Here is a 22508-nt window from a genome sequence, read left to right on the forward strand (position 1 = left end):
CAGTTCTCGAAAATCGTCCACCCGTAGAGCTACGGCTCGTCAGTCGTCCGAACGGGTCGACCCGCCGCCCGAGGGACGGACGCGGTCGTAGCCGGCGCGGAGGCGGCCGGCGATCCAGCGCCGGTGGTAGACCGCTTCGCCGCCCGCCCAGCCGAGCGTGACGACCGCGGCGCCGAGGAACGCGACGAACGCCCAGGGGTTCATCCAGACGGGACGCACCCAGGGGGCGACGTGCGCCCACCGCTCGGCGAACCAGTCGACCTGACTCGAGATGGGCGTGCCGGCGAACGTGCTGTGGAGCCACGACGCGAAGGTCGCCCGTTCGGTCGCGCCGGGGGTGAGCGCGGCGCTGCCGTTCAGGCCGTAGGCGCCGCTGGCGTTCTGGTCGGCGATCGTGGGGCCGCCGGGCTCGTCGCCCAGATTGACGCGCTCGGCCTCGTAGGTGCCCCACGGGGCGTAGTACTCCCAGACGACTTCGCCTTCGGGGGTGACCTCCATGACGCGGTGGTTGAGCGAGTCGGTGACGAGCGTGTTGCCGTTGGGGAGCCGGTCGGCGTCGCGGGGCCAGTTGAGGTTGCCGTCGGCGCCGAGGTTCCAGGTGCGCTCCCAGGTGGCGTTGCGGCCCTCGCCGCCCGTGTGCTCGTACTCGACGACGCGGTCGTTCTCGCTGTCGGCGACGAGGATCGTCGGGCTCCCGTCCTCGCTCTCGATGTAGTCGGGGTTGTGTTGCTCGTAGACGACGCTGTGGTTGCCGGGCGTGCCCAGCGACAGGTCGACCTCCTTCGTCGAGCGGTTGATGACGACGACCTCGTCCATGTTGCGGGGCGAGGCCATGTACCGGCCGTCGTCGAGTTTGTCGACGTCGTTGACGTGGGTCCAGTCGCCGGTGTAGCTGCCGCTGCCGCCGCTGGCGTCCCCGCGGTCGTAGATGCGCTCGAAGCGGTACTCCCAGACCGTCTCGTCGGTCGTCCGGTTGTAGACGAAGATGCGGTCGTCGTTGGTTCCGGTCGTCTCGTTGTAGTTGCGCATGTTGGCGACGAGCAACTCGTCGCCGTCGATCAGGTCCACGTCGTGGGTGTCGTCGGCGTCGAGGCGTTCGGTCCAGACGCGGCTGTTGGTCGCGGGGTCGTACTTGAACACCGTCGTCCCGTCGCGGGTGACGCCGGTGACCAGCAGGGTGCCGTCGTCGATGGGGTCCACGTCGTAGAACCACGTCACGTCGTCCTGGGGTTGGTAGTTCCACTCCAGGTCGCCCTCGGGACCGACGCCGACGAGCCGCGCGGGCTTCTTGGAGCTGTTCTGGCCGCGCCCCTTGAAGCCCTGGACGGCGATGACCGTGGTGCCGTTGGCGGGTTCGTCGATAGCGCCCCGCTGGAGCTCGACCGGTTCGTGCGTGAGCGCGGAGACGCCCGACGGGATCAGCAGTATCGCGACGAGAGCGACCACACAGAGACGGGCGACCAGCGGGCGCGTGAGTTCGGGTGTGTCCAGATCCATGCGACGACCCCCGGAGATGCCGTCCGGTTGTCGATTCTCACCCGTCTCTCGGTAATAACCGTACCGCTCTGGGACGGCCGAGGGAGCCGACCGCGGCCGGATCTCGATAGGTCCCGCGATGAACGACGTTCTCGATAGACGGAGCGTCGTTCTGTGATGTAGTACCACGTTCTGTGTGTCCGACACAGGGGGCGTACCAGACGCACTGCCGGGATCCGACTTCGACGCCGTCACGCCGGGATTCGTCGGGGTTTGCGTGCTACTACCAAATCACCAACCATTAAGGTCCAGTAATCGAAGGGATATACCGTATGCCGGAATGCCAGAACTGCGGTTCGTTCGTTACCGCAGACTACGCACGGGTGTTCACGCCCAACGGTGTCGAGTCGCCGCGCGTCTGTCCGCAGTGCGAGGACAAGATCCGCGACGGGGCCGACGTCCGCGAGGCGCGCTCGACTCGTCGCGGCTAGGGTCCTGCATCGTCGTGAATTATCGGGGGGAGGCGGCCTGGCGGGTTCGGGGGGACCCGCCCGGGCGCTGCCAGGACGCTTCTCCTGTCTCGGAGTTTCCGTCGAGCGACGGCCAGGAGCGCCCGCCGTGGGTCGGTCAGTCCTCGATGGCGTCGCCCAGCAGGGCCCGCGCCTCGGCGAAGACGGTCTCGGCACGGTCGGCGTCGCGGGCCTCGGCGGTGATCCGGACGAGCGGTTGCGTCCCGCTGGCGCGGAGGAGGAACCATGCGTCGTCCAGACCGACGCGGACGCCGTCCAGCGTGGTCACGTCGTCGTACTCGGCGAGGACGCGCTCGCTGACCCGCTCCATCGCGGCCGCCTTCTCGTCGGTCTCGACCGAATCACGGCGGATCGGGTAGGTCTCGACCGCCGCGAGTCGGTCGGCGAGGGGGCGCTCGGCCGCGAGGGCGGCGACCTTGCACGCCGCGAGCGGGCCGTCGGGACACAGCGTCTCCGCGGGCCAGATCCAGGCGCCGCTGGGTTCGCCGCCGAAGGCGACGCCGGTTTCGCTTGCCCGCTCGGCGACGTAGACGTCCCCTACCCGCGTGCGCTCGACGGACACGTCGATATCGGCGAGGTGGTCGTCGACCGCGAGGCTGGTGTCGACGGGGGCGGCGACGCGGTCGCCGGGGCTCGCGGCCTCGCGGGCCAACAAAGCGAGCGTCACGTCCCCCGAGAGGTAGGTGCCGTCCGCGGCGACACAGCGCATCCGGTCGGCGTCGCCGTCGTGGGCGATCCCCAGGTCCGCGTCGCTCTCGGCGACGAGCGCGGCCAGCGACTCGCAGTTCTCGGCGGTCGGCTCGCTGGGTCGGCCGGGAAACGAGCCGTCGGGCTGGGCGTTGAGCGTCTCGACGGCACAGCCCAGCCGCTGGAGCGCGTCGACGGTGACGCCGCCGGCGCCGTTGCCGAGGTCGACGACGACCGAGAGGGGGTCGTCGACCGCGACGGCGTCGACGAGCGCGTCGACGTGACGCTCGGCGCCGTCGCGGCGGACGCGGTCACCGAGGTCGTCCCACGGGCGGAGGTCGGTGACCTCCGCCCGGACGCGTTCGGTGATCGTGTCCTGGAGGGGGCCGTCGAACGCCTGGCCGGACGGCTGCCAGAGCTTGATGCCGTTGTCCGGCGCGGGGTTGTGCGAGGCGGTGACCGAGACGCCGACGTCGGCGTCTTCCGCGGCTGTGGTCCGGGCGACCGTCGGCGTCGCGGCGAGTCCCAGATCGACCACGTCGACGCCCGACTCCCGGAGGCCGGCGGCCAGCGCGTCCGTCAGGAGCCGGCCGCTCTCGCGGGCGTCCCGACCGACGACGACGCGATCGGCGTCGACCCCGACGGCCCGTCCCACGGAGAGGGCCAGTTCCGCGGTCACTTCGTCGCCGACGGGTCCCCGGATACCGCTCGTTCCGAACATACTCGACCGTCGCGGGGCCGGAGTAAAAAGATCGGCCGTCGGCGCGACCCGCCGGCTGCGGCTGTCACGTCGACGACGCGAAAATGGGGTGGATGCCTGACAGTATCCAGTGGTTCACCGCGCGAGCGGCGGACAGTGTCTCGCTGGTCGTCCCGGGCGGCGTCAGTCGGCGCCGTGACGCGGCGCGTGACCGCAGTCGCTGCACTCCCAGGACTGGTGTTCGAACGTGATCCGACCGTCGCAATCGGGACACCGATACACCCCGACGGCTGTGTGCTGCTGCGTTGCCATTACCGGGATACAGAGGATTCTCCGGTATAAACGTTCCTATTATTCTGAATTGAGAATATAAGGTCGTAGTACCGGTGTCCAGTGCCCCTCTATCACGTGTTCGAGAATCGATCGCGTAGGTAGGTAACTCGGATTCGAGATAATCGTTTCTTCTCGAAAAATAAGTGTGTGTATTATTTTCATACACACTACCTAGATTGTTTGTCGACAATCTTCATGTAGATCGTGTGGGTCGATCCGGACATGGCAGCGACAGACTCCTGGAACGACCCCGAGCGGTGTCCGTTCTGCGGTGAGGCGCTCGCGTCCCCGGGCGCGGGGTTCGTCGACCACACGGCCGAGAACCCGGACTGCGAGGCGAAGTTCGAGACCTGGCGCGACCGGATCGGTGGCGACGTACGCGGCGGCTGGAGCGGGTGAGCGCGGCCGTCGATTCGGCCACAGCGTGTCGCCGGGTACCGGCCGGCCGGCGGTCGACTCGCGGTCGGTAGCGTTTTTGCGGGCCACGGGCGATGGGTCGGGTATGAACCAGAGCGAGCGCGAGGCGGCCAAGCGTCGCGCGGGCGAGCGCGCGGTCGAAGCGGCCGAAGACGGGAGCGTCGTCGGTCTCGGGAGCGGCAGCACGGCGGCCCACGCCATCAGGGCGCTCGGTCGCGAGGTCGACGCGGGGCTCGACGTCGAAGGTGTCCCCACCTCCTTCCAGGCTCGAGAGATCGCCATCGACGTCGGGATCCCGTTGACGACGCTCGACGAGGCCGACGTGACCCTGGCGATCGACGGCGCCGACCAGATCGCCGGTCGCGACCTCCTCAAGGGCGGCGGCGGCGCCCACGCCCGCGAGAAGATCGTCGACGCCGCCGCCGATCGACTCCTCGTCGTCGCCGATCCCACCAAAGAGGTCGACGTACTCGACGGCCCCGTTCCGGTCGAAGTGCTGCCCGACGCGCGGACGCCCGTCGCCGACGCGATCCGTCGACTCGGCGGCCGACCGGAGCTCAGACGAGCCGACCGCAAGAGCGGTCCCGTCGTCTCCGACAACGGGAACCTGATCCTCGACTGTGAGTTCGGCGCGATGCCCGCCCCGACCGGACTGGCGGCGGACCTGTCGGCACTCCCCGGCGTCGTAGAGCACGGGCTGTTCGTCGACTTCGCCGACGAGGTGTGTCTCGGGACGGAGACTGACGTAACGGTCTTCGAGCCCTGACGCTACTTCCCTAAAAAATTCGATGTTCCGTCGACCTTACAGGTCGCGCGGCTGAACCGTCTTCCGGTCGTTGGCCTCGGCGCGTCGCTGCGCTTCGTCGAGGAGGTCCTCTACTTCCTCGTCGAGGGCGTCGTAAAAGTCGCGGGAGACGTTCATGTCTTCGAGCGCTTCCTTGACCGAGTTCTTGACAATGAGGTCTGCCATACAAGTCACGTGAACAAATGGATGGTTTATAAACCTTGTCAATTGTGCGCAGTCTCGCCGGCTTTGTCGGGGGTCTAAGCGCCGCTCCGGCCCGGTCGGGGCCTGCGAGCGACGGGAGTTTAAGTATCTTTTGGGAACGGTGATGGCCGACCGCGCGGAAATCGGCCCGTTCGGGGGTGTGGGCCCGCTCGCGCGCGCTCGGCCGTGGCTGAGAACGCGGTTTCGGCGACGCCCGCGGGGGGAGCGCGGGCACGGCCCAGGCGGGGTAGCCACGACCGAAAAGAGGGACGGTCAAGTGGGTCGAACGCACATGAGGGGTATGCGCGAACTACTCGAAGCGGTCGCGGCGGGCGAAACGTCGCCCGCCGAGGCCGAGGCGGAGCTCGCGGGGTACGCCACCGGCGACGCCGGGCGGTTCGACGCGGCTCGGGCGACCCGCAGCGGCGTCCCCGAGGCGGTGCTTGCGGCGGGCAAGACGCCGTCGGAGGTAGCTGCGCTGGCCTCGACGTCCGTCGAGACGACCGGGCGAGCGGTCGTGACGCGAGCCGACGACGCCGTCGAGGACGCCGTCCGAGACGTGCTGGCAGCAGACCACCCGGAGGCAACCGTCGACGCCGACGGTCGCTCGGGCGTCGTCGTCGCGACGACGCCCGGTTTCGAGCGACCGGACCTGGACGCGGCCGTCGGGGTCGTGACCGCGGGAACTTCCGACGCTGTCCCCGCCGGCGAGGCCGCCGCTATCGCCCGCGAGATGGGCGCGACCGTCGAACGGGTCGACGACGTGGGCGTCGCCTCGCTCGCGCGTGTGGTGGACTCGCTCGAAGTCCTGCGTGACCAAGACGTGCTCGTCGTCGCCGCCGGCCGCGAAGGCGCGCTCCCGACGGTGCTGGCGGGACTGGTCGACGTGCCGATCATCGGGCTCCCCGTCTCGACGGGGTACGGCCACGCGGGCGAGGGCGAAGCCGCGCTCTCGGGGATGATCCAGTCGTGCACCGCCCTCTCTGTCGTCAACGTCGACGCCGGCTTCACGGCGGGCGCGCAGGCCGGTCTGATCGCCCGACGGATCGACGCCGCACGGACCGACCGGTGAACCGAAGACGGCCGTTCTGGCGGCTCTCGACCGGTTACACCGACGACACCAAACAGCGTTGGTACACTCGTTATATCCGGGGCGCGCCAACGTGCTGGTACCGGTTGACAGCCGGGCCAAACGTATGCCAACGTGTAATCACTGCGGTGCGCACGTCTCCGACCAGTTCGCTCGCGTCTTCGCCGACGAGACCGGAGCGGTTCACGCCTGTCCGAGCTGCTCGGCGAACGCGGGCATCGCCGAGGTCGCGAGAGAGCGCGCCCCCGAAGCGTAATCCCCGCATAGCCCCATGACCGACCCGCGGACCATCGACTCCGACCACTTCGTATACCTGCTGCGCTGTGCCGACGATACTTTCTATACCGGCTACACGACCGACGTGGAGCGTCGCGTCCGCGAACACGACGAGGGCACGGGCGCGAAGTACACCCGTGGCCGGACGCCGGTCGAGCTCGTCCACGTCGAGGGGTTCGACTCGAAGTCCGCCGCGATGTCCCGCGAGTACGAGATCAAAGACGGATCGCGGGCCGCCAAAGAGCGGCTCGTCGCCGAGGGCGGCGTGCCCGATTTCGTCGCCCTACCGGTCGCGTTACTGGCCGACGACGCCCGGTGAGTGGCGCCGTCGACGGAGGGACCCACACCCACTGCGACACGCGTGGTAGCACGCCACGCACACACCTTTTTCCGCGAGGGAGCGGTGCCTACGGGCATGAACGCTGACGCAGACGCCGACGCCATCGAGTTCGGCACCGACGGCTGGCGCGCCACGCTCGACGAGTTCACCGAGCCGCGCGTCCGCATGGTCGGCCAGGCGGTCGCGACCTACCTGCGAGAAGAGTCCGACGACGGGGACGCCGAGGGGGGAGCCGGCACCGTCGCCGTCGGCTACGACGCCCGCGAGACCTCGCGGGGGTTCGCCGAGGAACTCGCCCGCGTCCTCGCCGCCAACGGCTTCGACGTGCTCGTCCCGCCGCGTGACCTGCCGACGCCGGCCGTCGCCTGGACCGTCCGCGAACGAAATCTGGCGGGCGGCCTGATGGTCACCGCCTCGCACAACCCGCCGGAGTACAACGGCGTGAAGTTCCTCCCCGCCGGCGGCGCGCCCGCCCTGCCCGAGGTCACCGACGCCCTCGCGGAGAATCTCGCCGAGCCCGACCCGCTGCCCGACGACGAGTGGGGGGCCGTCGAGGAGGTCGACCTCGTCGGGCCGTACACCGACCGCGTGCGCGCCGCCGTCGACGCGGACCTCTCCGACCTCACGGTCGTCTACGACGCGATGCACGGCAGCGGTCGCGGCGTCACCGACGACTTCCTCGAACGCGCGGGCGCCGACGTGGAGCGTATCCGCTGCGACCGCGACCCCGAGTTCGGTGGCGACTCCCCCGAACCGACGGCCGACCACCTCGGCGAGCTGGCCGACCGCGTCGCCGAGTCCGGCGCGGACCTGGGCGTCGCAAACGACGGCGACGCCGACCGGATCGCCGTCGTCACGCCCGACCGTGGGGTCCTCGACCCGAACCTCTTCTTCGCCGCGACCTACGAGGCGCTGCTCGACGGCGGCCTCTGGGCCAGCGACGAGGAGACGAGCGGCGACGTCGTCAGGACGGTCTCGACCAGCAGCATCGTCGACCGCGTCGCCGAGGACCACGGCCAGTCCGTCCACGAGACGGCGGTCGGGTTCAAGTGGGTCGCCCAGGCGATGGCCGACGGCGACGCGCTGCTGGGCGGCGAGGAGAGCGGCGGGTTCGGCATCACGACGCACGTCCGCAACAAGGACGGCGTCGCCGTCGCCGCCGTCGCCGCGGCCGCCGCCGCCGCCGAACCCTACGACGACCGCGTCGACGCCCTGCTCGACCGGCACGGCGATATCGTCCAGGACCGGGTCAGCGTCGACTGTCCCGACGACCGCAAGGAGCCGGTCCTCGCCGATCTGGAAGACGCCCTGCCCGACGAACTCGCCGGCTCGGCGGTCGAAGACGTGTCGACGGTGGACGGCTTCAAGATCTTCCTCGCCGACGGCACCTGGCTGCTCATGCGCCCGAGCGGGACCGAACCCAAGCTCCGGATCTACGCCGAGGGGAGTTCGCAGGAACGGGTCGACGAGCTGCTCGCCGCCGGTCGGGACCTGGTCGAGCCGCTGGTCTGAGCCGGCGGTCGGTCTCAGTTCACCGGACCGGGTCCGGCGTCCAGACGGACTCGAGCGCCGCTCCGACCAGCACGCCGACGAAGTGGTAGGCGTGCCCCACCGGGAAACCGACGGCCGCACGCAACGGGTCTATCGGCGTGTACATCCCGAGGAGGCTCACGACCAGTAGCGTCGCCGTAAACCACCAGAGGGGGACACTCGCCCGGCTCGACGGGAGGATGTAAAACGGAACCGACGGACGCCGTCGCGTCACGTAGCCTATCAGTCCCGCGAGCGCCATGCTCGACCCGCCGCCCGCGGCTCGACAGCCCGTCCCGGTCCGGAACGCCGCCAGCCCGCAGTCGTTGAGCCCGGCCAGAACCGTCCCGAGGACTGCGGTCACGACGCCTGTGACGAGGAACACGGTGACGAGTACGCGGCTCCCGTACGTGCGTTCGAGCCCACCGCCGAAGAGAAACAGAAAGACACCGTTCATCAGGAGGTGAACCGGTGGGCCGTGGATCAGCGTCGCCGTCAGCCACGTCGGGACGAGCCAGAGCCGGTCGGATCGGACCGCGAGCGAGCGGAACGCTACGATGTCGAACTGCGCCTCTGTCGCGACCAAGGCGACGTAGACGGCGAGAAACACGCCAAGTAACGCGACCGTCGCGGGCGTCTCCGACTCGCCGAGCGGACCGTCGGACTCCGTACCGTACCCGGTCATTCACGAATCTCCGAGAGGACGAACCGTTCCAGCGCCGCCTTCAGCGGCTCCACGTCGTCGTCGACGGTCTCACGGAGGAACGCCGACTCGTGGACGGCGAAGACCAGTCGCGTGACCGCCTCGGCGTCAACGTTCGGGTCGAAGACGCCCCCCGCCTGGCCGGCTTCGAGCGTCTCGCGGATCGACCGTCGAGCGACCGCGTCGTACTCGCGAAGTTCCCGTCGCAAGCCATCGTGGCGCTCGGCGGCGCCGTACATCTCCAGGATCGCCGCCATGTTTTCCCGACTCTCGTAGTAGTCGAGATCAACGAGCAGTCCTATCAGTTCCTCTATGCGCTGTTCCGGATCGTCTGACAGCGAGGCGACCCGATCCTCGAATCGTTCGCGTCCGAATTCGAGGTAGGCTTCGACGAGCGCCGCCTTCGTGTCGAAGTGGTAGTGCAGTAACGACTGGCTCCCGTCGAACTCCTCGCTTATCTTCGCCATCGACAGATCCGAATATCCGTGTTTCGCCAGCGCGCGGTTCGTCGCAGCGATGATCTCCGCTTTCGTATCGTCGCTCTCCATCGATGTTGACTGATCGATCGAACAGTCAATATATAATAATTTCGTCGGGCGTGATAGGGGCTCAGTGTTCGATCCACAGGCCGCGACACCGGCCGGCTTCGTCGGCGGCTTCGGTCTCGAACCCCAGCGACTCGTAGAACGGACGCACCCCGTGGTCGAACTCCGCGACGAGTCGACCGTAACGCCGTGCAGCCGCCGCGACCAGCTCCCGGCCGATCCCCTGGCCGCGGCGGCTCCGGCGGACAGCCACGCCATCGATACGCGCGGTCTCGAGGTCGTCGAACCCCTCGCCGGCGCCGACCAGCACGAGCGCGCCGAGGACCGTCCCACCGTCGGTCGACGCCCCGGTTTCACCTCGAACGGCGACGAACGCGTCGCCGCGGTCGACGCTCGCGCGGACGCGGTCGGCCTCGGTTTCGAGTGCACCGGCGTCGAGGACGCCGAGAACGCCGACCACGTCGTCGTCGGTCGCGGGGCGGACGGTCACGTCGCGCATCGCTCACCCTGACCCATCGCCGGTTTCACTCCCGAACGCTGTCCAGTCCTTCGAGGACGGTCGTCATCGAGGGGTGGTCCCACGTGGACCGACCGCGGTAGGTCCAGGCGATCTCGGGCTCGGCGCCGCGCGTGTCGACGACGACAACGGCGGGCAGGCGGCCGAATATCGGGAGTTCCGCGAACATCGGGAGGCGGACGGGCTGGTCGTAGTCGGCTCCGGCGGTCCCGTCGGGGTCGACCAGCAGCGGGTGGGGGAGGTCGAACCGGTCCTGCCAGTCTTCGGCGACCTCGCGGCCGGTCGGGAGGACGGAGACGGCGACGGCGTCGCGGGCGCGCAGGGCGGCGTATCGGTCGCCGGCCTTCTTCGCCTGGGCGCGGCAGTCGTGGCACTCGTCGTCGTGGTGAAAGAGGAGGACAACGAACGACTCGTTTGCCGCCAGCGTCGCCAGCGAACAGGGGTCCGGTCCCGGCCCGACGTTCGGGAGTTCGAACGCCGGCGCGGGCTTCCTGGCACTCATCGCTTCCCCCGTAGACGCTCGCCTGTCAAAATCCCCCCGGGTCCCGAGTCGGCGTTCGTGCTCGGTATCGGACGCGAACCCGCTGCGTCCGGTCGACCGTGCCTCGTGGCTCGCGGCCCGTCCGCGCTGGGAGGAGCGGAGGCGGTCCCCGACGCGCTCGCGTGCGCGCTCACCGTGTGTGACGGCGGGCGGCGGGCGGCGGTCGGTTCGGGTAGGGGATCCCACAGCACAGTGACCGCTCCGGGGTCCTCGTTTCCAGGTGTACCGACACTATTTACAGCCGGAGTCCGCTCGAACCGGTATGCGAATCGACGCCGAGGCCGTCGGGTCCGCGCTGCTCGTCGGACTCACGCTGACGCTGTCGTGTTCGTGGTTCCTCTACAGGGGGTGGCGATTCCGTCGTCGCGCCCGGCGCGTCCGGGAGACGCCGTCGGAGACGCTCGCGACGGCCCGTCCCGGTGACACCGTCGTCGTCACCGGGACCGCGAGCGGTCGCGACGGCGCCGTCACCGGTCCCCTCTCCGGCGAGCGCGGCGTGCTGGCCGCGTGGCTGGTCGAGGAGTGGCACAACGTGTTCTCGCGGTTCTGGTCGTCGAAAGCTCGCGGGATCCGAACCGCGAGCTTCGAGGTCGACGCCGGCGAGCGGACGGTCGCGGTCCGCGCGCGGACCGCGGACGGTCCGGCCGGTCTCTGGGACGGCGTGAACGGTGACGACGCGCTGGTCGGTCTCGCCACCGAGGACGTCCGCGTCGAAGTCGATTCGTTCGGGACGGACACCGAGATCGCGGCCGCGGCCGACCGCCCCGGACGTTTCCGCGACCTGGAACGTGAGGTCGGTCTCGACGACGCCGAGAACGAGGCGGTCTTCGACGTCGGACGGACCGACGGCACGCGTCGCTACCGGGAGTCGGTTCTCGAAACGGGCGAGGAGGTGACCGTCCGCGGCACGCTCGCCGCCCCGGACGACGCAGGCGACCCGCCGGTCGTGACGCCGCCCGACGACGGTCGCTTGCTCGTCTCGACGCTCTCGGCCGCCGCGCTCTCTCGTCGGTATCGACGGTCGTACTGGAAACTGTTCTACGGCCCGCTCGCTCTCGTGGCGAGCTGTACGCTTCTGGTCGGTCTCGTGATGTCCCTCTGAGCGCTCGCCGGCCGCTCGGTCGTCCAGTCGCGGTCGCACGGACGAACTCTCGCAGAGGGGCGCCGACGCGGCCGGTGGTTATCCGCCCTTCACGAGCCGCAGCACCTCCACCTCGTCGGTCTCGACGGGGGCGTCCTCGGGGACGGGCCGACCGTCGACGAGGACGGACACCTGGTGGGCGCTGTAGGGCAGCGGGGCGAGCAGGTCGGCGTACGTCGCGCCCGCCTCGACCTCGACCTCGCGGGTGTCTTCGCCGGCGACGGCGACGGTGACGCGCATACCGGCCGATCCGTCCGCGCGGGCTTGAGCGTGTCGTCCGGCGGACGCGTCGCGGCCGACCGATCACCCCGCCTGGGGGTCAGTCGGCCGGTTCGGCACCGGTGTCGTCGGCCTCGGGCGCGCGCGGTGCCCGCTCGCGTCGGTCGCGTCGGTCGCGGTAGCCGTCGACGAGGACGGCGACCAGCGCGCCGAATCCGAGCAGGAAGACGCCAAAGCGGGTGAGCGCGCCGACGACCGGGACGAGTCGGAGCAGCGCCACGGTGACCACACCGACGAGCAGCGCGGCCCAGCGGTTGTCGACGTCGGCCAGCGAGAGCAGCCACGTCCCGAGGACGAACCGACCGTAGATCGTGCCCAGCCAGACGAGCAGGCCGAACGCGAGGCTCCCCGCCAGCGCCAGCGGGATGCCGACGATGGTGATCGCGACGACCACGAGGACGATCGGGACGGCGACCGCCGTCAGGAGGCCGATCCCGCCGGTCCGGAGCGGATCGCCGGTGGCGCGGTCGGCGACCGCGGCGGCGGTCCCGGGGAACACGAGTAACAAGATCGCACCGACTAGCAGGGCGACGAACACGCCGTAGACGGTGAACACGATACCGGGGATCGCGAAGCCGTCGTTCGCGCCGACGTTCATCCCCTCGTTCTGGGTGACGGCCCCGTCGACGGCGGCACCGTCGGCGCGCGCGAGGTCGCCGTCGTAGACCAGGTCGCCGCCGATCCGCGCGTCGTCGCCGAGTCTGATGCTGTCGGCGCCGAGGCGCGCGTCGCCGCCGACCGTCCCGTCGACGGTGATGCTGCCGGCGCCGGCTTCGAGCGTCCCGTCGATCTGCGCACCCTCACTGATATCGACGGCGCCGCCCGAGGCGGTCACGTCGCCGCCGACGTCGCCCAGGATCTGGACGCTCCCGGCGGTCGCTTCCACGTCGCCGGTCACGGTGCCCTCGACGACCACGGAGCCACCGAACGCCTGCAGGTCGCCGTTCACCGTCCCGCGGACGACGACCGAGCCGCCGAACGCCTCGAGGTCCTCGTCGACGGTCTCGTCCGCCCCGACGACGACGGTCCCCCCCGTTCGCGTCGCGGCGGCCGCCACCCCCGGCAGCACCGACAGGACGACGATCAGTACCACGACTGCCGTTGCTATTCGTCTCATACTCGGAATCTACGCCCGACGAGACGATAAAGATGTCAGCCACGTAATTGCTGGACGGGTTCGCGCGGTCGCCGGTCGGGGGCCACTCGGTAGGTTTACGGGCGGCGGTCGCTACCCTCCGGGCATGAGCGAGGCCGACACGGACTCGGGGTCGCGGGCGGGACGCGAAGAGGTCTGGATCGAGAAGTACCGCCCCCAGACCCTCGACGAGATCGTCGGACAGGAGGACATCGTCGAGCGTCTCCAGAGCTACGTCGACCGCAACGATCTCAGCCATTTTATGTTTTCGGGGCCGGCCGGTATCGGGAAGACGACTAGCGCGACGGCCATCGCCCGCGAACTCTACGGCGACGACTGGGGAGAGAACTTCCTCGAACTCAACGCCTCCGACGAGCGCGGCATCGACGTAGTCCGCGACCGGATCAAGAACTTCGCCCGGACTTCCTTCGGCGGCTACGAGTACCGGATCATCTTCCTCGACGAGGCCGACGCGCTCACCTCCGACGCACAGGGAGCGCTCCGTCGGACGATGGAGCAGTTCTCGAACAACGTCCGATTCATCCTCTCGTGTAACTACTCCAGCCAGATCATCGACCCGATCCAGTCCCGCTGTGCGGTCTTCCGGTTCGCGCCGCTGTCCGAAGAGGCGGTCGCCGAGGAGATGCGCCACATCGCGAGCGAGGAGGGCATCGAGTTCACCGACGACGGCCTCGACGCCCTGGTCTACGCCGCCGACGGCGACATGCGCAAGGCGATCAACGCCCTGCAGGCCGCCTCGGTGACGGGCGACGTGGTCGACGAGGAGGCCGTCTACGCGCTGACCTCGACTGCCAAGCCCGAGGAGATCAAGGAGATGGTCGACCAGGCGCTGGCGGGCGATTTCACCGCCGCGCGCTCGACGCTCGACCGCCTGCTGACCGAGGAGGGCATCGCCGGCGGCGACGTGATCGACCAGCTCCACCGCTCGGTGTGGGAGTTCGACCTGGAGGACGAGGCCGCGGTCCGCCTGCTCGACCGCATCGGCGAGACCGAGTACCGCATCACGACCGGCGCCAACGAGCGCATCCAACTGGAAGCGCTGCTCGCGTCGGTCGCGCTCGACGACTGAGAACCGCAATTTCGCCGTTTCCGGTCCGTCAGGCCGACGCCTCGTAGCCGGCGGCCTCGACTGCGGCGACGAGGTCGTCCGGGTCCGCCTCCCCGTCGACGGTCGCCGACTCGGCCTCGCGGTCGGCCGTCGCCGACTCGACGCCCGCGACACCCTCCAGTGCGTCCTCGACGGACTGTTCGCAGCCGCCGCAGCTCATGCCGGTGACCGTGAGTTCCTGGGTCATACCCGACGGTTCGGCGCCGACGCGCTTGTGTGTCACGGCTTCGGCGGCCTGCCCGGTCGGTCCGCGGAGCGTACCGGTCCTGCGATCGTGACAATAATTTACACGTTCCGCGGTCGAACGGCCGGTGTGCGCCGCGCCGTTCGAACGGTCCTCCTCCCGGCCGTCCTGACAGTCCTCGCCGTCGCCGTCCAGTTCGTCCCCGCGGTCGCGCCCCGCCGCAGTCCCACGTGGCTCCCCGTCCCGGGTCGTCCACCGCCGGTGCCGTCCTCTGGGGGATGCTGGCTCCGTTCGGGACGTTGGCCGTGCTCGTCGGTGCCTGCGGGCTGGGCTATCGCGAGGCGCGCCACCGCGACGTGGGCCGGACGTACCTGCGGTACGTCGGGACGGTCGCCGGCGCCGGCGCGACCGTGATGCTCCTGGTCTTCGTCGGCGGCGTCGTCCTCGGCGGGTCGAGCGGTTCGGCCCCGTTCGTCGGGCTGCTCTCGCTGGTGACGCTGCTCGTCGGCCTCCCCGGGGTCCTCACGGTAGCCGCGCTGGCGGGCGTCTCGCTCGCGTCGACTCGCGGGGACGACGCCCCAGTTCGGTCGACGCGCGAGTTGCTGCCGGTCGCCGTCGGGACCGGCGCCGTCGCCGGCGTCGGATTCGTGCTGGAGTCCGTCGCGGACCTCGCCACGGCGGCGGGCGGCGGCGTCGGGGTCGCGGCGTCGCTCCCGCAGTTCGGCTCGGCCGGGCGGACCCTGGTCACGTACCTCCAGGCCGGCCGGCTCGCCGGCGATCTGACGCTGATCGGCGCCGGGATCGTCGTCGGCGTCCTGGCGGTCCGCCGGCGTGGCGTAGCGGCCCCGTCGCGGCGGTTCGTCGGCGTCGTTGGGGCCGGTGCCCTGACCGGGCTCCTGGTCGCGTGGGCCCCGGTGATGTACTACGTGACGAGCGCGAACGCCCCGACGACCGACTCCGTCGAGACAGCCGCGACCGCGCTCGCGAGTGCGGTCGTCTCGACGGCCGCCGTCGCGGCGTTCGCGGTCGTCGCGGGCGTCGGCGTCGCGCGGTTCGGCACCGACGAGGGCGACGCCGACGGGAGCGAGGACACCGACGGGCTCGATTTCGAGCCGGTGACGGAGACGCCAGCGAGCGAGCGGTCGCTACGCGACCACTGACGGTCGAACCGCCGGATCGACGCCCGGTACGGGAACACAGTTTTGTGGTCGGGCGTGGTATCGTGTCTCATGAAATTCGTCATCGTCGGCTTCGGTCGCGTCGGGATGCGGACGGCCCGTATCCTCCAGAGCGAGGGACACGACCTGGTGATCGTCGACAACGACCCGGACAAGGTCGGACGCGCCCGCGAGGAGGGGTTCACCGTCGTCGAGGGCGACGGCGCCGACGAGTCGACGCTGACGGAGGCCGGTATCGCCGACGCCGACGCCGTCGGGGGATTGACGGGCGACCTGAACACCAACTTCTCGGCGTGTATGCTCGGCAAACACCACGGGCTACGGACCGCGCTGCGCATCGACGAGGACTACCGCCAGGAGATCTACGAGAAGTACGCCGAAGACGTCGACGAGATCGTCTACCCCGAGCGCCTGGGCGCGGCCGGCGCCAAGACCGCGCTGCTCGGGGGTGATTTCAACGTCCTCGCGGACCTGACGGAGGAACTCTCGGTGGCCACGGTGACTATCCCCGAGGGGTCACCGCTGATCGGCCGCCGCGTCGTCGAGGTCGACCTGCAGGGCGACGCCCACATCTACGCCCACGGGCGGAGCGACGAGCCGATGGCGATCCCGCTGCCCCAGACGGCGATCGAGGCCGGAGATAACGTGGCGCTGATGGCCGCACCCGCCGACCTGCCCGAGATCCGGGCGTTCCTCCGCGGTGACGAGGCGGCCGCCGCCTGAGGGCGCGTCACTGACGGTCGTGACATCGATGCCGTCGCGGTCCGTCAGCGTCGCGGCTTCTCGTGGCAGAAACGATGCGACCGCGTGTCCGCGGTCGCCGGGCGTCTTGGAATGGATAGGCGGGCGCGCCGTGGGGAGGATGGGAAACGAGGCCGTCGCTGCGCGCCCGTGTGAGTGTCGGCCGCGACCGGACGTAAAGACCCGTCAGACGGGCGGCTGACGTCACTCTGTCTCGTCCGACCGACGGGGCCGCGGGGACGAGCCGCACGTTTTACGCCTGCGAATCTCGTCAGTTCGCGCATGACCTGGGGCGACCTCTTCGGCCGCGCAGCCGACCACGAGGTGACGAGCGAGTCGATACGGACTGCACTCCGCGAACGCCGGGCGGAATCGGGTGAGGGGTCGTGACCGAGGCGAGCCCTGCCCGGATCGTCGCCGACGCGGACGTACTCGCCGCCGACCTCCTCGTCGGCGGGTACGCCCGCGACGCGCTCGATCTCGTCCGCGCCCACTCGTGGGTGACCCTCGTCGCGAGCGACGCGCTGCTCGACGACGCCGAGTCGGTGATAACCGATCTGGCCGACCCCGAACTCGCAGTCGACTGGCGCGAGCGGATCGAGGGACTCCGGGAACCGGTCGACCATCCCGAGGGGGACCACCCGGCGCTGGCGTCGGCGCTGCACGGCGGCGCGATGCACGTCCTCAGCTTCGACGAATCCCTGGGGTCGGCCGCCGCGGGCGCGGCGATCCGCGGTCGCGTCGAGACCAGCGTTAGGTCCCCGCGAGCGTTCGCGACCGTCTTCGACGCCGAATCGCTGTACGAAGCGGTCGAAGGCGGCGAGTATCCCGGTCCCGACCGCGACCCGCGGGCGTAGGCCGTCGAGACGCTAGCGCGGTGCCGGACCGCCCGGCCGCCCGCTCACTCCGGCGTGTCGCGCTCGGCGAGCCAGTCGGCGAACTTCGCCAGCGCGCGGCCGCGGTGGGAGACGGCGTTTTTCTCGTCGGGATCCATCTCGGCGAAGGTGCGGTCGTCGTACTCGAAGATGGGGTCGTAGCCGAAGCCGCCCGACCCCCGTGGCGCGACGATCTCGCCGGGGACGACGCCGTAGAAGAGCTTGACGGGGAGCGCCTCGCCGTCGCCCTCGTCGGTGCGGACCTGCTCGTCGGTCGTCGCCGCGGCGCGCTCGGCGGCGGCCTGGTCCTGGCCGCGCCGCTCGTCCCTATCGACCGGTTCTGGCGTCGCCGCGAAGTCCTCTCCGTCGCAGTAGGCGACCACGCCGCGGAAGCTCGCGGCGCGGTCGTCCTCCTCGCTGGTCAGGCGCCAGACGCGCTCGACGCCGACGGTGTCGTGGACGTACGAGGAGTAGGGGCCGGGGAAGCCGTCGAAGGCGTCGACGAACAGCCCGGCGTCGTCGACGAACACCGGTTCACCCGCGTACTCGTAGGCCGCCCGGGCTTTGTGGGCGGCGATAGCACCCATGTCCGAACTCTGGATCTCCGGCGTGTCGAAGTCGAGCTGTTCGACCGGCTCGGCGAGGTACTCCCGAGCCTCGTCGACTTTCCCGGGATTCGTCGTGACGAAGGTAACGGTCATACCCGAGGGCTGCGCTCGGGCGGGCAAAGTCGCGTCGATCGGGACGCGACCGACCGTCGGTCGCGGCGGTGAACGAACCGCAGACGGGCGTCAGTCTTCGACGACGACTTCGACGGGTTCGTCCTCGTCCTCGTCGTCGAACTCGGCCTCGCCGGCGCTCTGGTTCTGCTGCCACCACAGCGCGCCGGCGACGGCGAGGACGACCCACGAGCGCCAGGAAGCGAGGTTGAGCGTGTAACCGACGCCGAACGGTTTCTCGACCAGCATCCCCTCGCCGGGCTGCCAGTACGTCGAGAGCATCCGCTTGAGACTCGGCTGCTCGAAGTTGTACGGAATGCCGAACAGCGACCCGGAAGTGGGCTTGTCGACCATGTGCCAGGATACGGGCGGCCCCGTTAAGTCGTTTTCCACCGCGAGCGACGGGACCGTGACGGGGTCACTGCCGGACCGACTCGGAACGTCGATCGATTCTGTCAGGTAGGGTCCGATCGCGACCGGCCGCCCCGCCGTCAGTCGTCCGCGCCCGATCCGGTCTCACCCGGTCCAGTGTCGTCCGGACTCCCGGCGCGCATCCGGTGCCAGGCGCCGAGGCCGAGCCCGGCTAGCGCGCCGACGGCGCCGAAGCCGGGGCCGTCACCGGCGGTCGTCTCGGCGGGGCCGTCGGAATCGGCCGTCCCGGACGGCGATCCGTCGGTCCCGCCGGGCGGCGTGGCGCTCACGGACTCCCCGCCGGTCGGGTCGCCGACGGCGTAGACGAAACTGTCGCTGCTGCCGACGAAGGCCGCGCCGGCGACCACCGCGGGCGAGGAGAGTATCTCGCCGTCGGTCTCGACGGCGAACCGCTCCCGCCCGCTCTCGCGGTCGATGGCGTAGAGGCTCGTGTCTTCGCTGCCGACGTAGACCGTGTCGCCGGTGATCGCGGGGGAACCGTAGACCCGGCCGTCGGTCGCGTACGACCACTCGATGTCGCCGTTGGCGGCGTCGAGCGCCCAGAGACTCTCGTCGAAGCTCCCGACGTAGACGGTGCCGTCGACCACGACCGGCGAGGCGAGCACCGGTCCACCGAGCTGGCGACCCCAGACGAGTTCGGCCGTGCCGGTGTCGATGGCGTAGATCACGCCGGTGTAGTCTCCGAAGTAGACGACGCCGTCGGTCACGGTCGGCGAGCAGGCGACCTCGGCGCGGGCCGCGTACGTTCGGACCTCCTCGCCGTCGGCGGCGTCGAGGGCGACGACGCTCCCGGTGCGGTCGTCGTTCCAGCGACCGACGTACACCGTGTCGTCGACGACCGCCGCCGTCGAGTCGACGCGGTCGGCGACCGACGCGCTCCAGACCTCCTCGCCGGCGGTGTCGACCGCGTACATCGTCCCGGCCTGGCTGCCGACGTACAGCGTCCCGTCGCGGTAGGTCGGCGAGGCGAAGACGGTGCCGTCGGTCGCGAAGGTCCACTGTTCGTCGCCGCTCTCGGCGTCGACAGCGTGGAGGGCGGCGTCGTGGCTGCCGACGTAGACGGTGCCGTCGACGACCGCCGGCGAGGACATCACCTCTTCCCGTGAGTCGGGGTCCGAACCGGTCCCGTAGGCCCACTCCTGCTCGCCGGAGGCGGCGTCGAGGGCGTAGAGGTGGCCGTCGTTGCTGCCGACGTAGACGGTGCCGTCGACGACCGCCGGCGAGGAGACGACGTTGTCGGTCGGGTCGTCGAGCGAGCCGTCGGTGGGAGTGGCCGTTCCCGGGACGGCGGCCGTCGCCCGACCGGTCGACCCGGTGTCGAACGTCCAGGCGGTCGACGCCTCGTCGGGGCCGAGCGCGTCGGTGAACCCGCTGTTTGCCGGATCCGCCTGGAACTGCGGCCACCGTGCCGGCCCCGCCGACACGGTCGACTGCAGGGCGAGCACGGCACCGGGGTCGGACTCGGCGCCTGCTGGGTCGCTCCCGTGGTCCGAGCGGTCGTCGGCCGCGTTACTCTGGGGGACCGTCGATGCGGCGCCGGGTCGGGCGGCGCCGAGCGTCGTCAGGGCGAACGCACTCGTCCCGGCGCGTCGGAGGAGGGTCCGCCGCCGCCAGGGCTGCTGGTCGTCCATCGTGTCCGGCCAGCGTGCCGGACGGAGTAAGTCTTCCGTTAGCCGCGCAAGCGCCCGTCGGTCAGGCCAGCAGGCTCGTCACCGGGCCGTCGAAGTTGAGGATGATCGACTGGACGCGGTCGCCGAAGACCGCTTTCCCGGTCGGCGAGCGCTTCTGACCGGTGATGAACACGTGGTCGATGTCGTTGTCGTCTGCGACCTCGAGGATGCGGTCGGCCTCGCTCTCGCTGTCGCCGATCCGTGCCCCGACGATGCGGTAGTCGACGTCGTCGTCGAACACGTCTTTGGCCGTCTCGCGGGCCTGCTTTTTCGCCGCGTCGATGACGACGCTGTCGTCGTAGGCGGTGTGTTCCTCCTGAGCGACCACGTCGAGCGCCTCGCGGGCTTCCCTGAACTCGTCCGCGGTCATCAGCGAGAGGACGATCAGCTGGGCGTCGACGCCGGCCGCGATCTCCCCCGCCTCTTCGAGCAGTTCCGTGTTCTCGTCGTCGTAGACCACCAGTGGTCGATCCATACCCGTATGTTCGCCGACGCGCATTTAAAACTGATTGGTAGCGGCCAGCCCGGCCGAAGCCCGTCGGCCCCCGCCCACCGTCGCGAACTACCGGTAGCGTCCCCGCCCCTCGACCGCCCGAAGCCGGTCGAGGACGGTCTCACCGCGCTGGCTGGTCGCGCGGTAGGCGTCTTCCGCGGCCGCCTGCAGTCGGTCGGCCTCGTCGGCCGTCCCGGTGAGGCTCTGGGCGAAGACGTGCAGGTCCATCGCGTGGTCCTCCTCGTGGCCCGTGTGGTACCCGAGTCCGAAGTCGATGAGGAAGACGCGGTTCGTGTTCCCCTCGCTCGACCCGACGCGGACGTTTCGCGTGGTCGGGTCGCCGTGGACGAACCCGGCGTCGTGGATCGTCGCGAGGTGTCGCCCGACCGCTCGTGCCCGCTCGGCGGTCAGCCCGGCGTCTAGGTCGCGGTCGCCGACGCGCTGGAAGACGATCGTCGACTCGGCGGTGTCCACGTCGAGCACGAGCGGCGTCGGCACGCCACAGCGGCGCGCCTCGCTGGTGAGTCGTGCTTCGATACGCGTCCGCTCGCGTCGCAGTCGCTCGTCGAGCGCGGGGTGGCGATAGGAGCGGGGAATCCGTCGCTTGACCACGCGGTCGCCCTCGACGGAGACCGTCGCCTCGGCACCTCGCTGTTCGGCCGTCTCGCCGGTCTCGACTCGCGTCGCGGCTGCAGGCGCCGGTTCCGGTTCTCCGGCTCGCCAGCTCACTGCCACCTCGTCGGGCCGGAAGTCCGAATCGACGGCCGAGTCCTCGATAGCGAGCGTGTCGCCCGCGGCGGCCATCTTCGCGCCCAGCACCGCGATCATCCCCGCGTTGTCCCGCAGAAAGCGATTCTCCGGGACGGACAGCTCGGCCCCGCGCTGGGCGCACATCTCACGGAGCATCCCCTGGAGGCGCTCGTTCTGCCCGACGCCGCCGCCGAGCACCAGCTCCTCGCGGCCGGTCAGCGACAGCGCCCGCTCGCTGACCTCCGTCAGCATCGCGAACACCGTCTCCTCCAGGCCGCGACAGACGTCCTCGACGGGGGTCCCCGAGTCGTACTCGTCTTTGGCGGCGCTCATGATCCCCGAGAAGGAGAAGTCCATCCCCTTGACGACGTAGGGCAGGTCGACGTATTCGCCCCGTTTCGCGTGGTCCTCGACCTTCGGGCCACCGGGGTGAGACCAGCCGACGTGGCGGGTGAACTTGTCCAGCGCGTTGCCGACGCCGGTGTCCATCGTCTCCCCGAGGACGCGATAGCGGCCGTTGCGGTAGGCGAGGACGTGCGCGTTGGCGCCGCTGGCGTTGAGACAGACCGGTCGGTCGAATCCCGAGTAGTGGCGGCCGACCTCGAGGTGGGCGACCATGTGGTTGACGCCGACGAGCGGCACGTCGAAGCGCTGGGCGACGGCGCGGGCCGCCGTCCCGACGATCCGCAGACAGGGGCCGAGTCCGGGACCGCGCGAAAAGGCGACCGCGTCGATCGGTGCGTCGTCGGGCCCGCGGTCCTCGTCGTCGGCCGCTCGGTCGCGGGCGGTTTCGAGCACCGTCTCGACGACGCTCGGGACGGCCTCGCTCATGTGTTCGGCGGCCTCGCGGGGGTGGATGCCGCCGCTCTCCGGTTGGTAGGGGTCGCTTTCGATGGTCACCTCGTCGGCGTCGACCTCGTAGACGGCGGCGCTGGCCGCCCAGGCGGTCCCCTCGATGCCCAGCACGCGCTGGATCCCTTCCGACTCGTCGACCGATGGCGTGAGCGGGGCCATTCGCTTGCTACCGCGTCGGCCGGCCAGCGAAAAGACGACTTCGGTCTGGGGCGGCGCCGACGGCCGCCACCGACCGGTTCGCGCGCGGCCGCCGC

Annotated in this window: 28 protein-coding genes; 12 read left to right on the forward strand and 16 right to left on the reverse strand. The window is 70.2% G+C overall.

Annotated features, from left to right (window positions below):
- Window positions 1-39 precede the first annotated feature (39 nt).
- Entirely contained in the window at window positions 40-1497 is a 1458-nt protein-coding gene (locus tag I7X12_RS13825; protein ID WP_198060649.1) for an arylsulfotransferase family protein, read from the reverse strand.
- 311 nt (window positions 1498-1808) lie between these two features.
- Here I7X12_RS13825 and I7X12_RS13830 point away from each other — a divergent pair, with 311 nt between their 5' ends.
- Window positions 1809-1967 carry a DUF7563 family protein gene (locus I7X12_RS13830; RefSeq protein WP_006883194.1) on the forward strand — a complete coding sequence of 53 codons (159 nt, stop codon included), beginning with the start codon at window positions 1809-1811 and terminating at the stop codon, window positions 1965-1967.
- A gap of 136 nt (window positions 1968-2103) precedes the next feature.
- Here the strand turns inward: I7X12_RS13830 and glmM are convergent, their stop codons facing one another.
- Both glmM and I7X12_RS20710 read right to left on the reverse strand, forming a co-directional pair.
- Complete coding sequence (glmM, locus tag I7X12_RS13835) at window positions 2104-3414, reverse strand: phosphoglucosamine mutase (protein WP_198060650.1); 1311 nt, start codon at window positions 3412-3414, stop codon at window positions 2104-2106.
- A gap of 162 nt (window positions 3415-3576) precedes the next feature.
- Window positions 3577-3705 carry a hypothetical protein gene (locus I7X12_RS20710; protein WP_269750318.1) on the reverse strand — a complete coding sequence of 43 codons (129 nt, stop codon included), beginning with the start codon at window positions 3703-3705 and terminating at the stop codon, window positions 3577-3579.
- 243 nt (window positions 3706-3948) lie between these two features.
- Between I7X12_RS20710 and I7X12_RS13840 the strand changes: the two genes are divergently transcribed.
- Together I7X12_RS13840 and rpiA are read left to right on the forward strand one after the other, a co-directional pair.
- On the forward strand, window positions 3949-4125 hold the full coding sequence (locus tag I7X12_RS13840) for a DUF7501 family protein (RefSeq protein WP_179909753.1): 177 nt from the start codon (window positions 3949-3951) through the stop codon (window positions 4123-4125).
- Between the two features lie 103 nt (window positions 4126-4228).
- Complete coding sequence (rpiA, locus tag I7X12_RS13845) at window positions 4229-4909, forward strand: ribose-5-phosphate isomerase RpiA (RefSeq protein WP_198060651.1); 681 nt, start codon at window positions 4229-4231, stop codon at window positions 4907-4909.
- 36 nt (window positions 4910-4945) lie between these two features.
- On the opposite strand, the gene I7X12_RS13850 is transcribed toward rpiA, so the two are convergent.
- On the reverse strand, window positions 4946-5113 hold the full coding sequence (locus tag I7X12_RS13850) for a DUF1931 family protein (protein WP_198060652.1): 168 nt from the start codon (window positions 5111-5113) through the stop codon (window positions 4946-4948).
- Between the two features lie 319 nt (window positions 5114-5432).
- On the opposite strand from I7X12_RS13850, the gene larB reads away from it, so the two are divergent.
- From larB to I7X12_RS13870, 4 genes are all read left to right on the forward strand, one after another.
- Window positions 5433-6203, forward strand: a complete 771-nt coding sequence (gene larB, locus I7X12_RS13855; RefSeq protein ID WP_198060653.1) for a nickel pincer cofactor biosynthesis protein LarB — start codon at window positions 5433-5435, stop codon at window positions 6201-6203.
- A 124-nt stretch (window positions 6204-6327) separates the two neighbouring features.
- Window positions 6328-6477 carry a DUF7563 family protein gene (locus tag I7X12_RS13860; RefSeq protein WP_006883201.1) on the forward strand — a complete coding sequence of 50 codons (150 nt, stop codon included), beginning with the start codon at window positions 6328-6330 and terminating at the stop codon, window positions 6475-6477.
- A gap of 15 nt (window positions 6478-6492) precedes the next feature.
- Window positions 6493-6816 (forward strand): GIY-YIG nuclease family protein, encoded by a 324-nt coding sequence (locus I7X12_RS13865; RefSeq protein WP_198060654.1) that lies wholly within the window; start codon window positions 6493-6495, stop codon window positions 6814-6816.
- A gap of 96 nt (window positions 6817-6912) precedes the next feature.
- Window positions 6913-8349 (forward strand): phosphoglucomutase/phosphomannomutase family protein, encoded by a 1437-nt coding sequence (locus I7X12_RS13870; protein WP_198060655.1) that lies wholly within the window; start codon window positions 6913-6915, stop codon window positions 8347-8349.
- A 19-nt stretch (window positions 8350-8368) separates the two neighbouring features.
- Here I7X12_RS13870 and I7X12_RS13875 read toward each other — a convergent pair whose 3' ends face one another.
- From I7X12_RS13875 to I7X12_RS13890, 4 genes are all read right to left on the reverse strand, one after another.
- Window positions 8369-9052, reverse strand: coding sequence for a rhomboid family intramembrane serine protease (locus I7X12_RS13875; protein WP_198060656.1), 684 nt, complete (start codon window positions 9050-9052; stop codon window positions 8369-8371).
- The gene (locus I7X12_RS13880) at window positions 9049-9618 is read right to left on the reverse strand and encodes a TetR/AcrR family transcriptional regulator (protein ID WP_198060657.1); all 570 of its coding nucleotides are present in this window, start codon (window positions 9616-9618) and stop codon (window positions 9049-9051) included. The genes I7X12_RS13875 and I7X12_RS13880 overlap by 4 nt, the downstream gene beginning before the upstream one ends.
- A gap of 61 nt (window positions 9619-9679) precedes the next feature.
- Complete coding sequence (locus tag I7X12_RS13885) at window positions 9680-10114, reverse strand: GNAT family N-acetyltransferase (protein WP_332309540.1); 435 nt, start codon at window positions 10112-10114, stop codon at window positions 9680-9682.
- Between the two features lie 25 nt (window positions 10115-10139).
- Window positions 10140-10634: a redoxin domain-containing protein gene (locus I7X12_RS13890; protein ID WP_198060658.1), complete on the reverse strand. Its 495-nt coding sequence runs from the start codon at window positions 10632-10634 to the stop codon at window positions 10140-10142.
- Between the two features lie 301 nt (window positions 10635-10935).
- On the opposite strand from I7X12_RS13890, the gene I7X12_RS13895 reads away from it, so the two are divergent.
- Window positions 10936-11775 (forward strand): GIDE domain-containing protein, encoded by an 840-nt coding sequence (locus tag I7X12_RS13895; protein WP_198060659.1) that lies wholly within the window; start codon window positions 10936-10938, stop codon window positions 11773-11775.
- 78 nt (window positions 11776-11853) lie between these two features.
- On the opposite strand, the gene samp2 is transcribed toward I7X12_RS13895, so the two are convergent.
- A complete protein-coding gene (gene samp2 / locus I7X12_RS13900; RefSeq protein ID WP_198060660.1) occupies window positions 11854-12054 on the reverse strand; it encodes a ubiquitin-like small modifier protein SAMP2 in 201 nt (66 codons plus the stop codon).
- A 79-nt stretch (window positions 12055-12133) separates the two neighbouring features.
- Window positions 12134-13210 carry a bactofilin family protein gene (locus I7X12_RS13905; RefSeq protein ID WP_198060661.1) on the reverse strand — a complete coding sequence of 359 codons (1077 nt, stop codon included), beginning with the start codon at window positions 13208-13210 and terminating at the stop codon, window positions 12134-12136.
- Between the two features lie 124 nt (window positions 13211-13334).
- Here I7X12_RS13905 and I7X12_RS13910 point away from each other — a divergent pair, with 124 nt between their 5' ends.
- Window positions 13335-14318: a replication factor C small subunit gene (locus I7X12_RS13910; RefSeq protein WP_198060662.1), complete on the forward strand. Its 984-nt coding sequence runs from the start codon at window positions 13335-13337 to the stop codon at window positions 14316-14318.
- Window positions 14319-14346: 28 nt separating this feature from the next.
- Here the strand turns inward: I7X12_RS13910 and I7X12_RS13915 are convergent, their stop codons facing one another.
- Window positions 14347-14544, reverse strand: a complete 198-nt coding sequence (locus I7X12_RS13915) for a heavy-metal-associated domain-containing protein (RefSeq protein WP_198060663.1) — start codon at window positions 14542-14544, stop codon at window positions 14347-14349.
- A gap of 227 nt (window positions 14545-14771) precedes the next feature.
- Here I7X12_RS13915 and I7X12_RS13920 point away from each other — a divergent pair, with 227 nt between their 5' ends.
- The 3 genes from I7X12_RS13920 to I7X12_RS13930 all read left to right on the forward strand — a co-directional run bounded on the left by I7X12_RS13920 (window position 14772) and on the right by I7X12_RS13930 (window position 17317).
- Complete coding sequence (locus I7X12_RS13920; protein WP_198060664.1) at window positions 14772-15701, forward strand: hypothetical protein; 930 nt, start codon at window positions 14772-14774, stop codon at window positions 15699-15701.
- Window positions 15702-15770: 69 nt separating this feature from the next.
- Window positions 15771-16442 carry a potassium channel family protein gene (locus tag I7X12_RS13925; protein ID WP_198060665.1) on the forward strand — a complete coding sequence of 224 codons (672 nt, stop codon included), beginning with the start codon at window positions 15771-15773 and terminating at the stop codon, window positions 16440-16442.
- 404 nt (window positions 16443-16846) lie between these two features.
- The gene (locus tag I7X12_RS13930) at window positions 16847-17317 is read left to right on the forward strand and encodes a DUF7384 family protein (protein WP_198060666.1); all 471 of its coding nucleotides are present in this window, start codon (window positions 16847-16849) and stop codon (window positions 17315-17317) included.
- 44 nt (window positions 17318-17361) lie between these two features.
- Here I7X12_RS13930 and I7X12_RS13935 read toward each other — a convergent pair whose 3' ends face one another.
- From I7X12_RS13935 to I7X12_RS13955, 5 genes are all read right to left on the reverse strand, one after another.
- Window positions 17362-18036 carry a non-canonical purine NTP pyrophosphatase gene (locus I7X12_RS13935; protein ID WP_198060667.1) on the reverse strand — a complete coding sequence of 225 codons (675 nt, stop codon included), beginning with the start codon at window positions 18034-18036 and terminating at the stop codon, window positions 17362-17364.
- 90 nt (window positions 18037-18126) lie between these two features.
- On the reverse strand, window positions 18127-18408 hold the full coding sequence (locus I7X12_RS13940) for a DUF5808 domain-containing protein (RefSeq protein ID WP_198060668.1): 282 nt from the start codon (window positions 18406-18408) through the stop codon (window positions 18127-18129).
- Window positions 18409-18545: 137 nt separating this feature from the next.
- Entirely contained in the window at window positions 18546-20117 is a 1572-nt protein-coding gene (locus I7X12_RS13945; RefSeq protein ID WP_198060669.1) for a beta-alanine-activating enzyme beta-propeller domain-containing protein, read from the reverse strand.
- 61 nt (window positions 20118-20178) lie between these two features.
- Complete coding sequence (locus I7X12_RS13950; protein WP_198060670.1) at window positions 20179-20631, reverse strand: universal stress protein; 453 nt, start codon at window positions 20629-20631, stop codon at window positions 20179-20181.
- An 87-nt stretch (window positions 20632-20718) separates the two neighbouring features.
- Window positions 20719-22413, reverse strand: a complete 1695-nt coding sequence (locus tag I7X12_RS13955) for a bifunctional N(6)-L-threonylcarbamoyladenine synthase/serine/threonine protein kinase (RefSeq protein ID WP_198060671.1) — start codon at window positions 22411-22413, stop codon at window positions 20719-20721.
- Window positions 22414-22508 lie beyond the last annotated feature (95 nt).

It is taken from the genome of Halosimplex litoreum (genome assembly GCF_016065055.1).
In the GTDB taxonomy this organism is placed as follows: domain Archaea; phylum Halobacteriota; class Halobacteria; order Halobacteriales; family Haloarculaceae; genus Halosimplex; species Halosimplex litoreum.

Excerpts from the sequence above, each read along its gene's own strand:
- I7X12_RS13890 (WP_198060658.1), bottom strand. The coding sequence starts at position 10,634 with ATGAGTGCCAGGAAGCCCGCGCCGGCGTTCGAACTCCCGAACGTCGGG.
- I7X12_RS13935 (WP_198060667.1), bottom strand. The coding sequence starts at position 18,036 with ATGACCGTTACCTTCGTCACGACGAATCCCGGGAAAGTCGACGAGGCT.
- I7X12_RS13950 (WP_198060670.1), bottom strand. The coding sequence starts at position 20,631 with ATGGATCGACCACTGGTGGTCTACGACGACGAGAACACGGAACTGCTC.
- I7X12_RS13870 (WP_198060655.1), top strand. The coding sequence starts at position 6,913 with ATGAACGCTGACGCAGACGCCGACGCCATCGAGTTCGGCACCGACGGC.
- samp2 (WP_198060660.1), bottom strand. The coding sequence starts at position 12,054 with ATGCGCGTCACCGTCGCCGTCGCCGGCGAAGACACCCGCGAGGTCGAG.
- I7X12_RS13910 (WP_198060662.1), top strand. The coding sequence starts at position 13,335 with ATGAGCGAGGCCGACACGGACTCGGGGTCGCGGGCGGGACGCGAAGAG.
- I7X12_RS13875 (WP_198060656.1), bottom strand. The coding sequence starts at position 9,052 with ATGACCGGGTACGGTACGGAGTCCGACGGTCCGCTCGGCGAGTCGGAG.
- I7X12_RS20710 (WP_269750318.1), bottom strand. The coding sequence starts at position 3,705 with ATGGCAACGCAGCAGCACACAGCCGTCGGGGTGTATCGGTGTCCCGAT.
- I7X12_RS13850 (WP_198060652.1), bottom strand. The coding sequence starts at position 5,113 with ATGGCAGACCTCATTGTCAAGAACTCGGTCAAGGAAGCGCTCGAAGAC.
- I7X12_RS13860 (WP_006883201.1), top strand. The coding sequence starts at position 6,328 with ATGCCAACGTGTAATCACTGCGGTGCGCACGTCTCCGACCAGTTCGCT.
- glmM (WP_198060650.1), bottom strand. The coding sequence starts at position 3,414 with ATGTTCGGAACGAGCGGTATCCGGGGACCCGTCGGCGACGAAGTGACC.
- I7X12_RS13940 (WP_198060668.1), bottom strand. The coding sequence starts at position 18,408 with ATGGTCGACAAGCCCACTTCCGGGTCGCTGTTCGGCATTCCGTACAAC.
- I7X12_RS13865 (WP_198060654.1), top strand. The coding sequence starts at position 6,493 with ATGACCGACCCGCGGACCATCGACTCCGACCACTTCGTATACCTGCTG.
- I7X12_RS13825 (WP_198060649.1), bottom strand. The coding sequence starts at position 1,497 with ATGGATCTGGACACACCCGAACTCACGCGCCCGCTGGTCGCCCGTCTC.
- I7X12_RS13840 (WP_179909753.1), top strand. The coding sequence starts at position 3,949 with ATGGCAGCGACAGACTCCTGGAACGACCCCGAGCGGTGTCCGTTCTGC.
- I7X12_RS13955 (WP_198060671.1), bottom strand. The coding sequence starts at position 22,413 with ATGGCCCCGCTCACGCCATCGGTCGACGAGTCGGAAGGGATCCAGCGC.
- I7X12_RS13885 (WP_332309540.1), bottom strand. The coding sequence starts at position 10,114 with ATGCGCGACGTGACCGTCCGCCCCGCGACCGACGACGACGTGGTCGGC.
- I7X12_RS13830 (WP_006883194.1), top strand. The coding sequence starts at position 1,809 with ATGCCGGAATGCCAGAACTGCGGTTCGTTCGTTACCGCAGACTACGCA.
- I7X12_RS13880 (WP_198060657.1), bottom strand. The coding sequence starts at position 9,618 with ATGGAGAGCGACGATACGAAAGCGGAGATCATCGCTGCGACGAACCGC.
- rpiA (WP_198060651.1), top strand. The coding sequence starts at position 4,229 with ATGAACCAGAGCGAGCGCGAGGCGGCCAAGCGTCGCGCGGGCGAGCGC.
- larB (WP_198060653.1), top strand. The coding sequence starts at position 5,433 with ATGCGCGAACTACTCGAAGCGGTCGCGGCGGGCGAAACGTCGCCCGCC.
- I7X12_RS13925 (WP_198060665.1), top strand. The coding sequence starts at position 15,771 with ATGAAATTCGTCATCGTCGGCTTCGGTCGCGTCGGGATGCGGACGGCC.
- I7X12_RS13945 (WP_198060669.1), bottom strand. The coding sequence starts at position 20,117 with ATGGACGACCAGCAGCCCTGGCGGCGGCGGACCCTCCTCCGACGCGCC.
- I7X12_RS13895 (WP_198060659.1), top strand. The coding sequence starts at position 10,936 with ATGCGAATCGACGCCGAGGCCGTCGGGTCCGCGCTGCTCGTCGGACTC.
- I7X12_RS13915 (WP_198060663.1), bottom strand. The coding sequence starts at position 14,544 with ATGACCCAGGAACTCACGGTCACCGGCATGAGCTGCGGCGGCTGCGAA.
- I7X12_RS13905 (WP_198060661.1), bottom strand. The coding sequence starts at position 13,210 with ATGAGACGAATAGCAACGGCAGTCGTGGTACTGATCGTCGTCCTGTCG.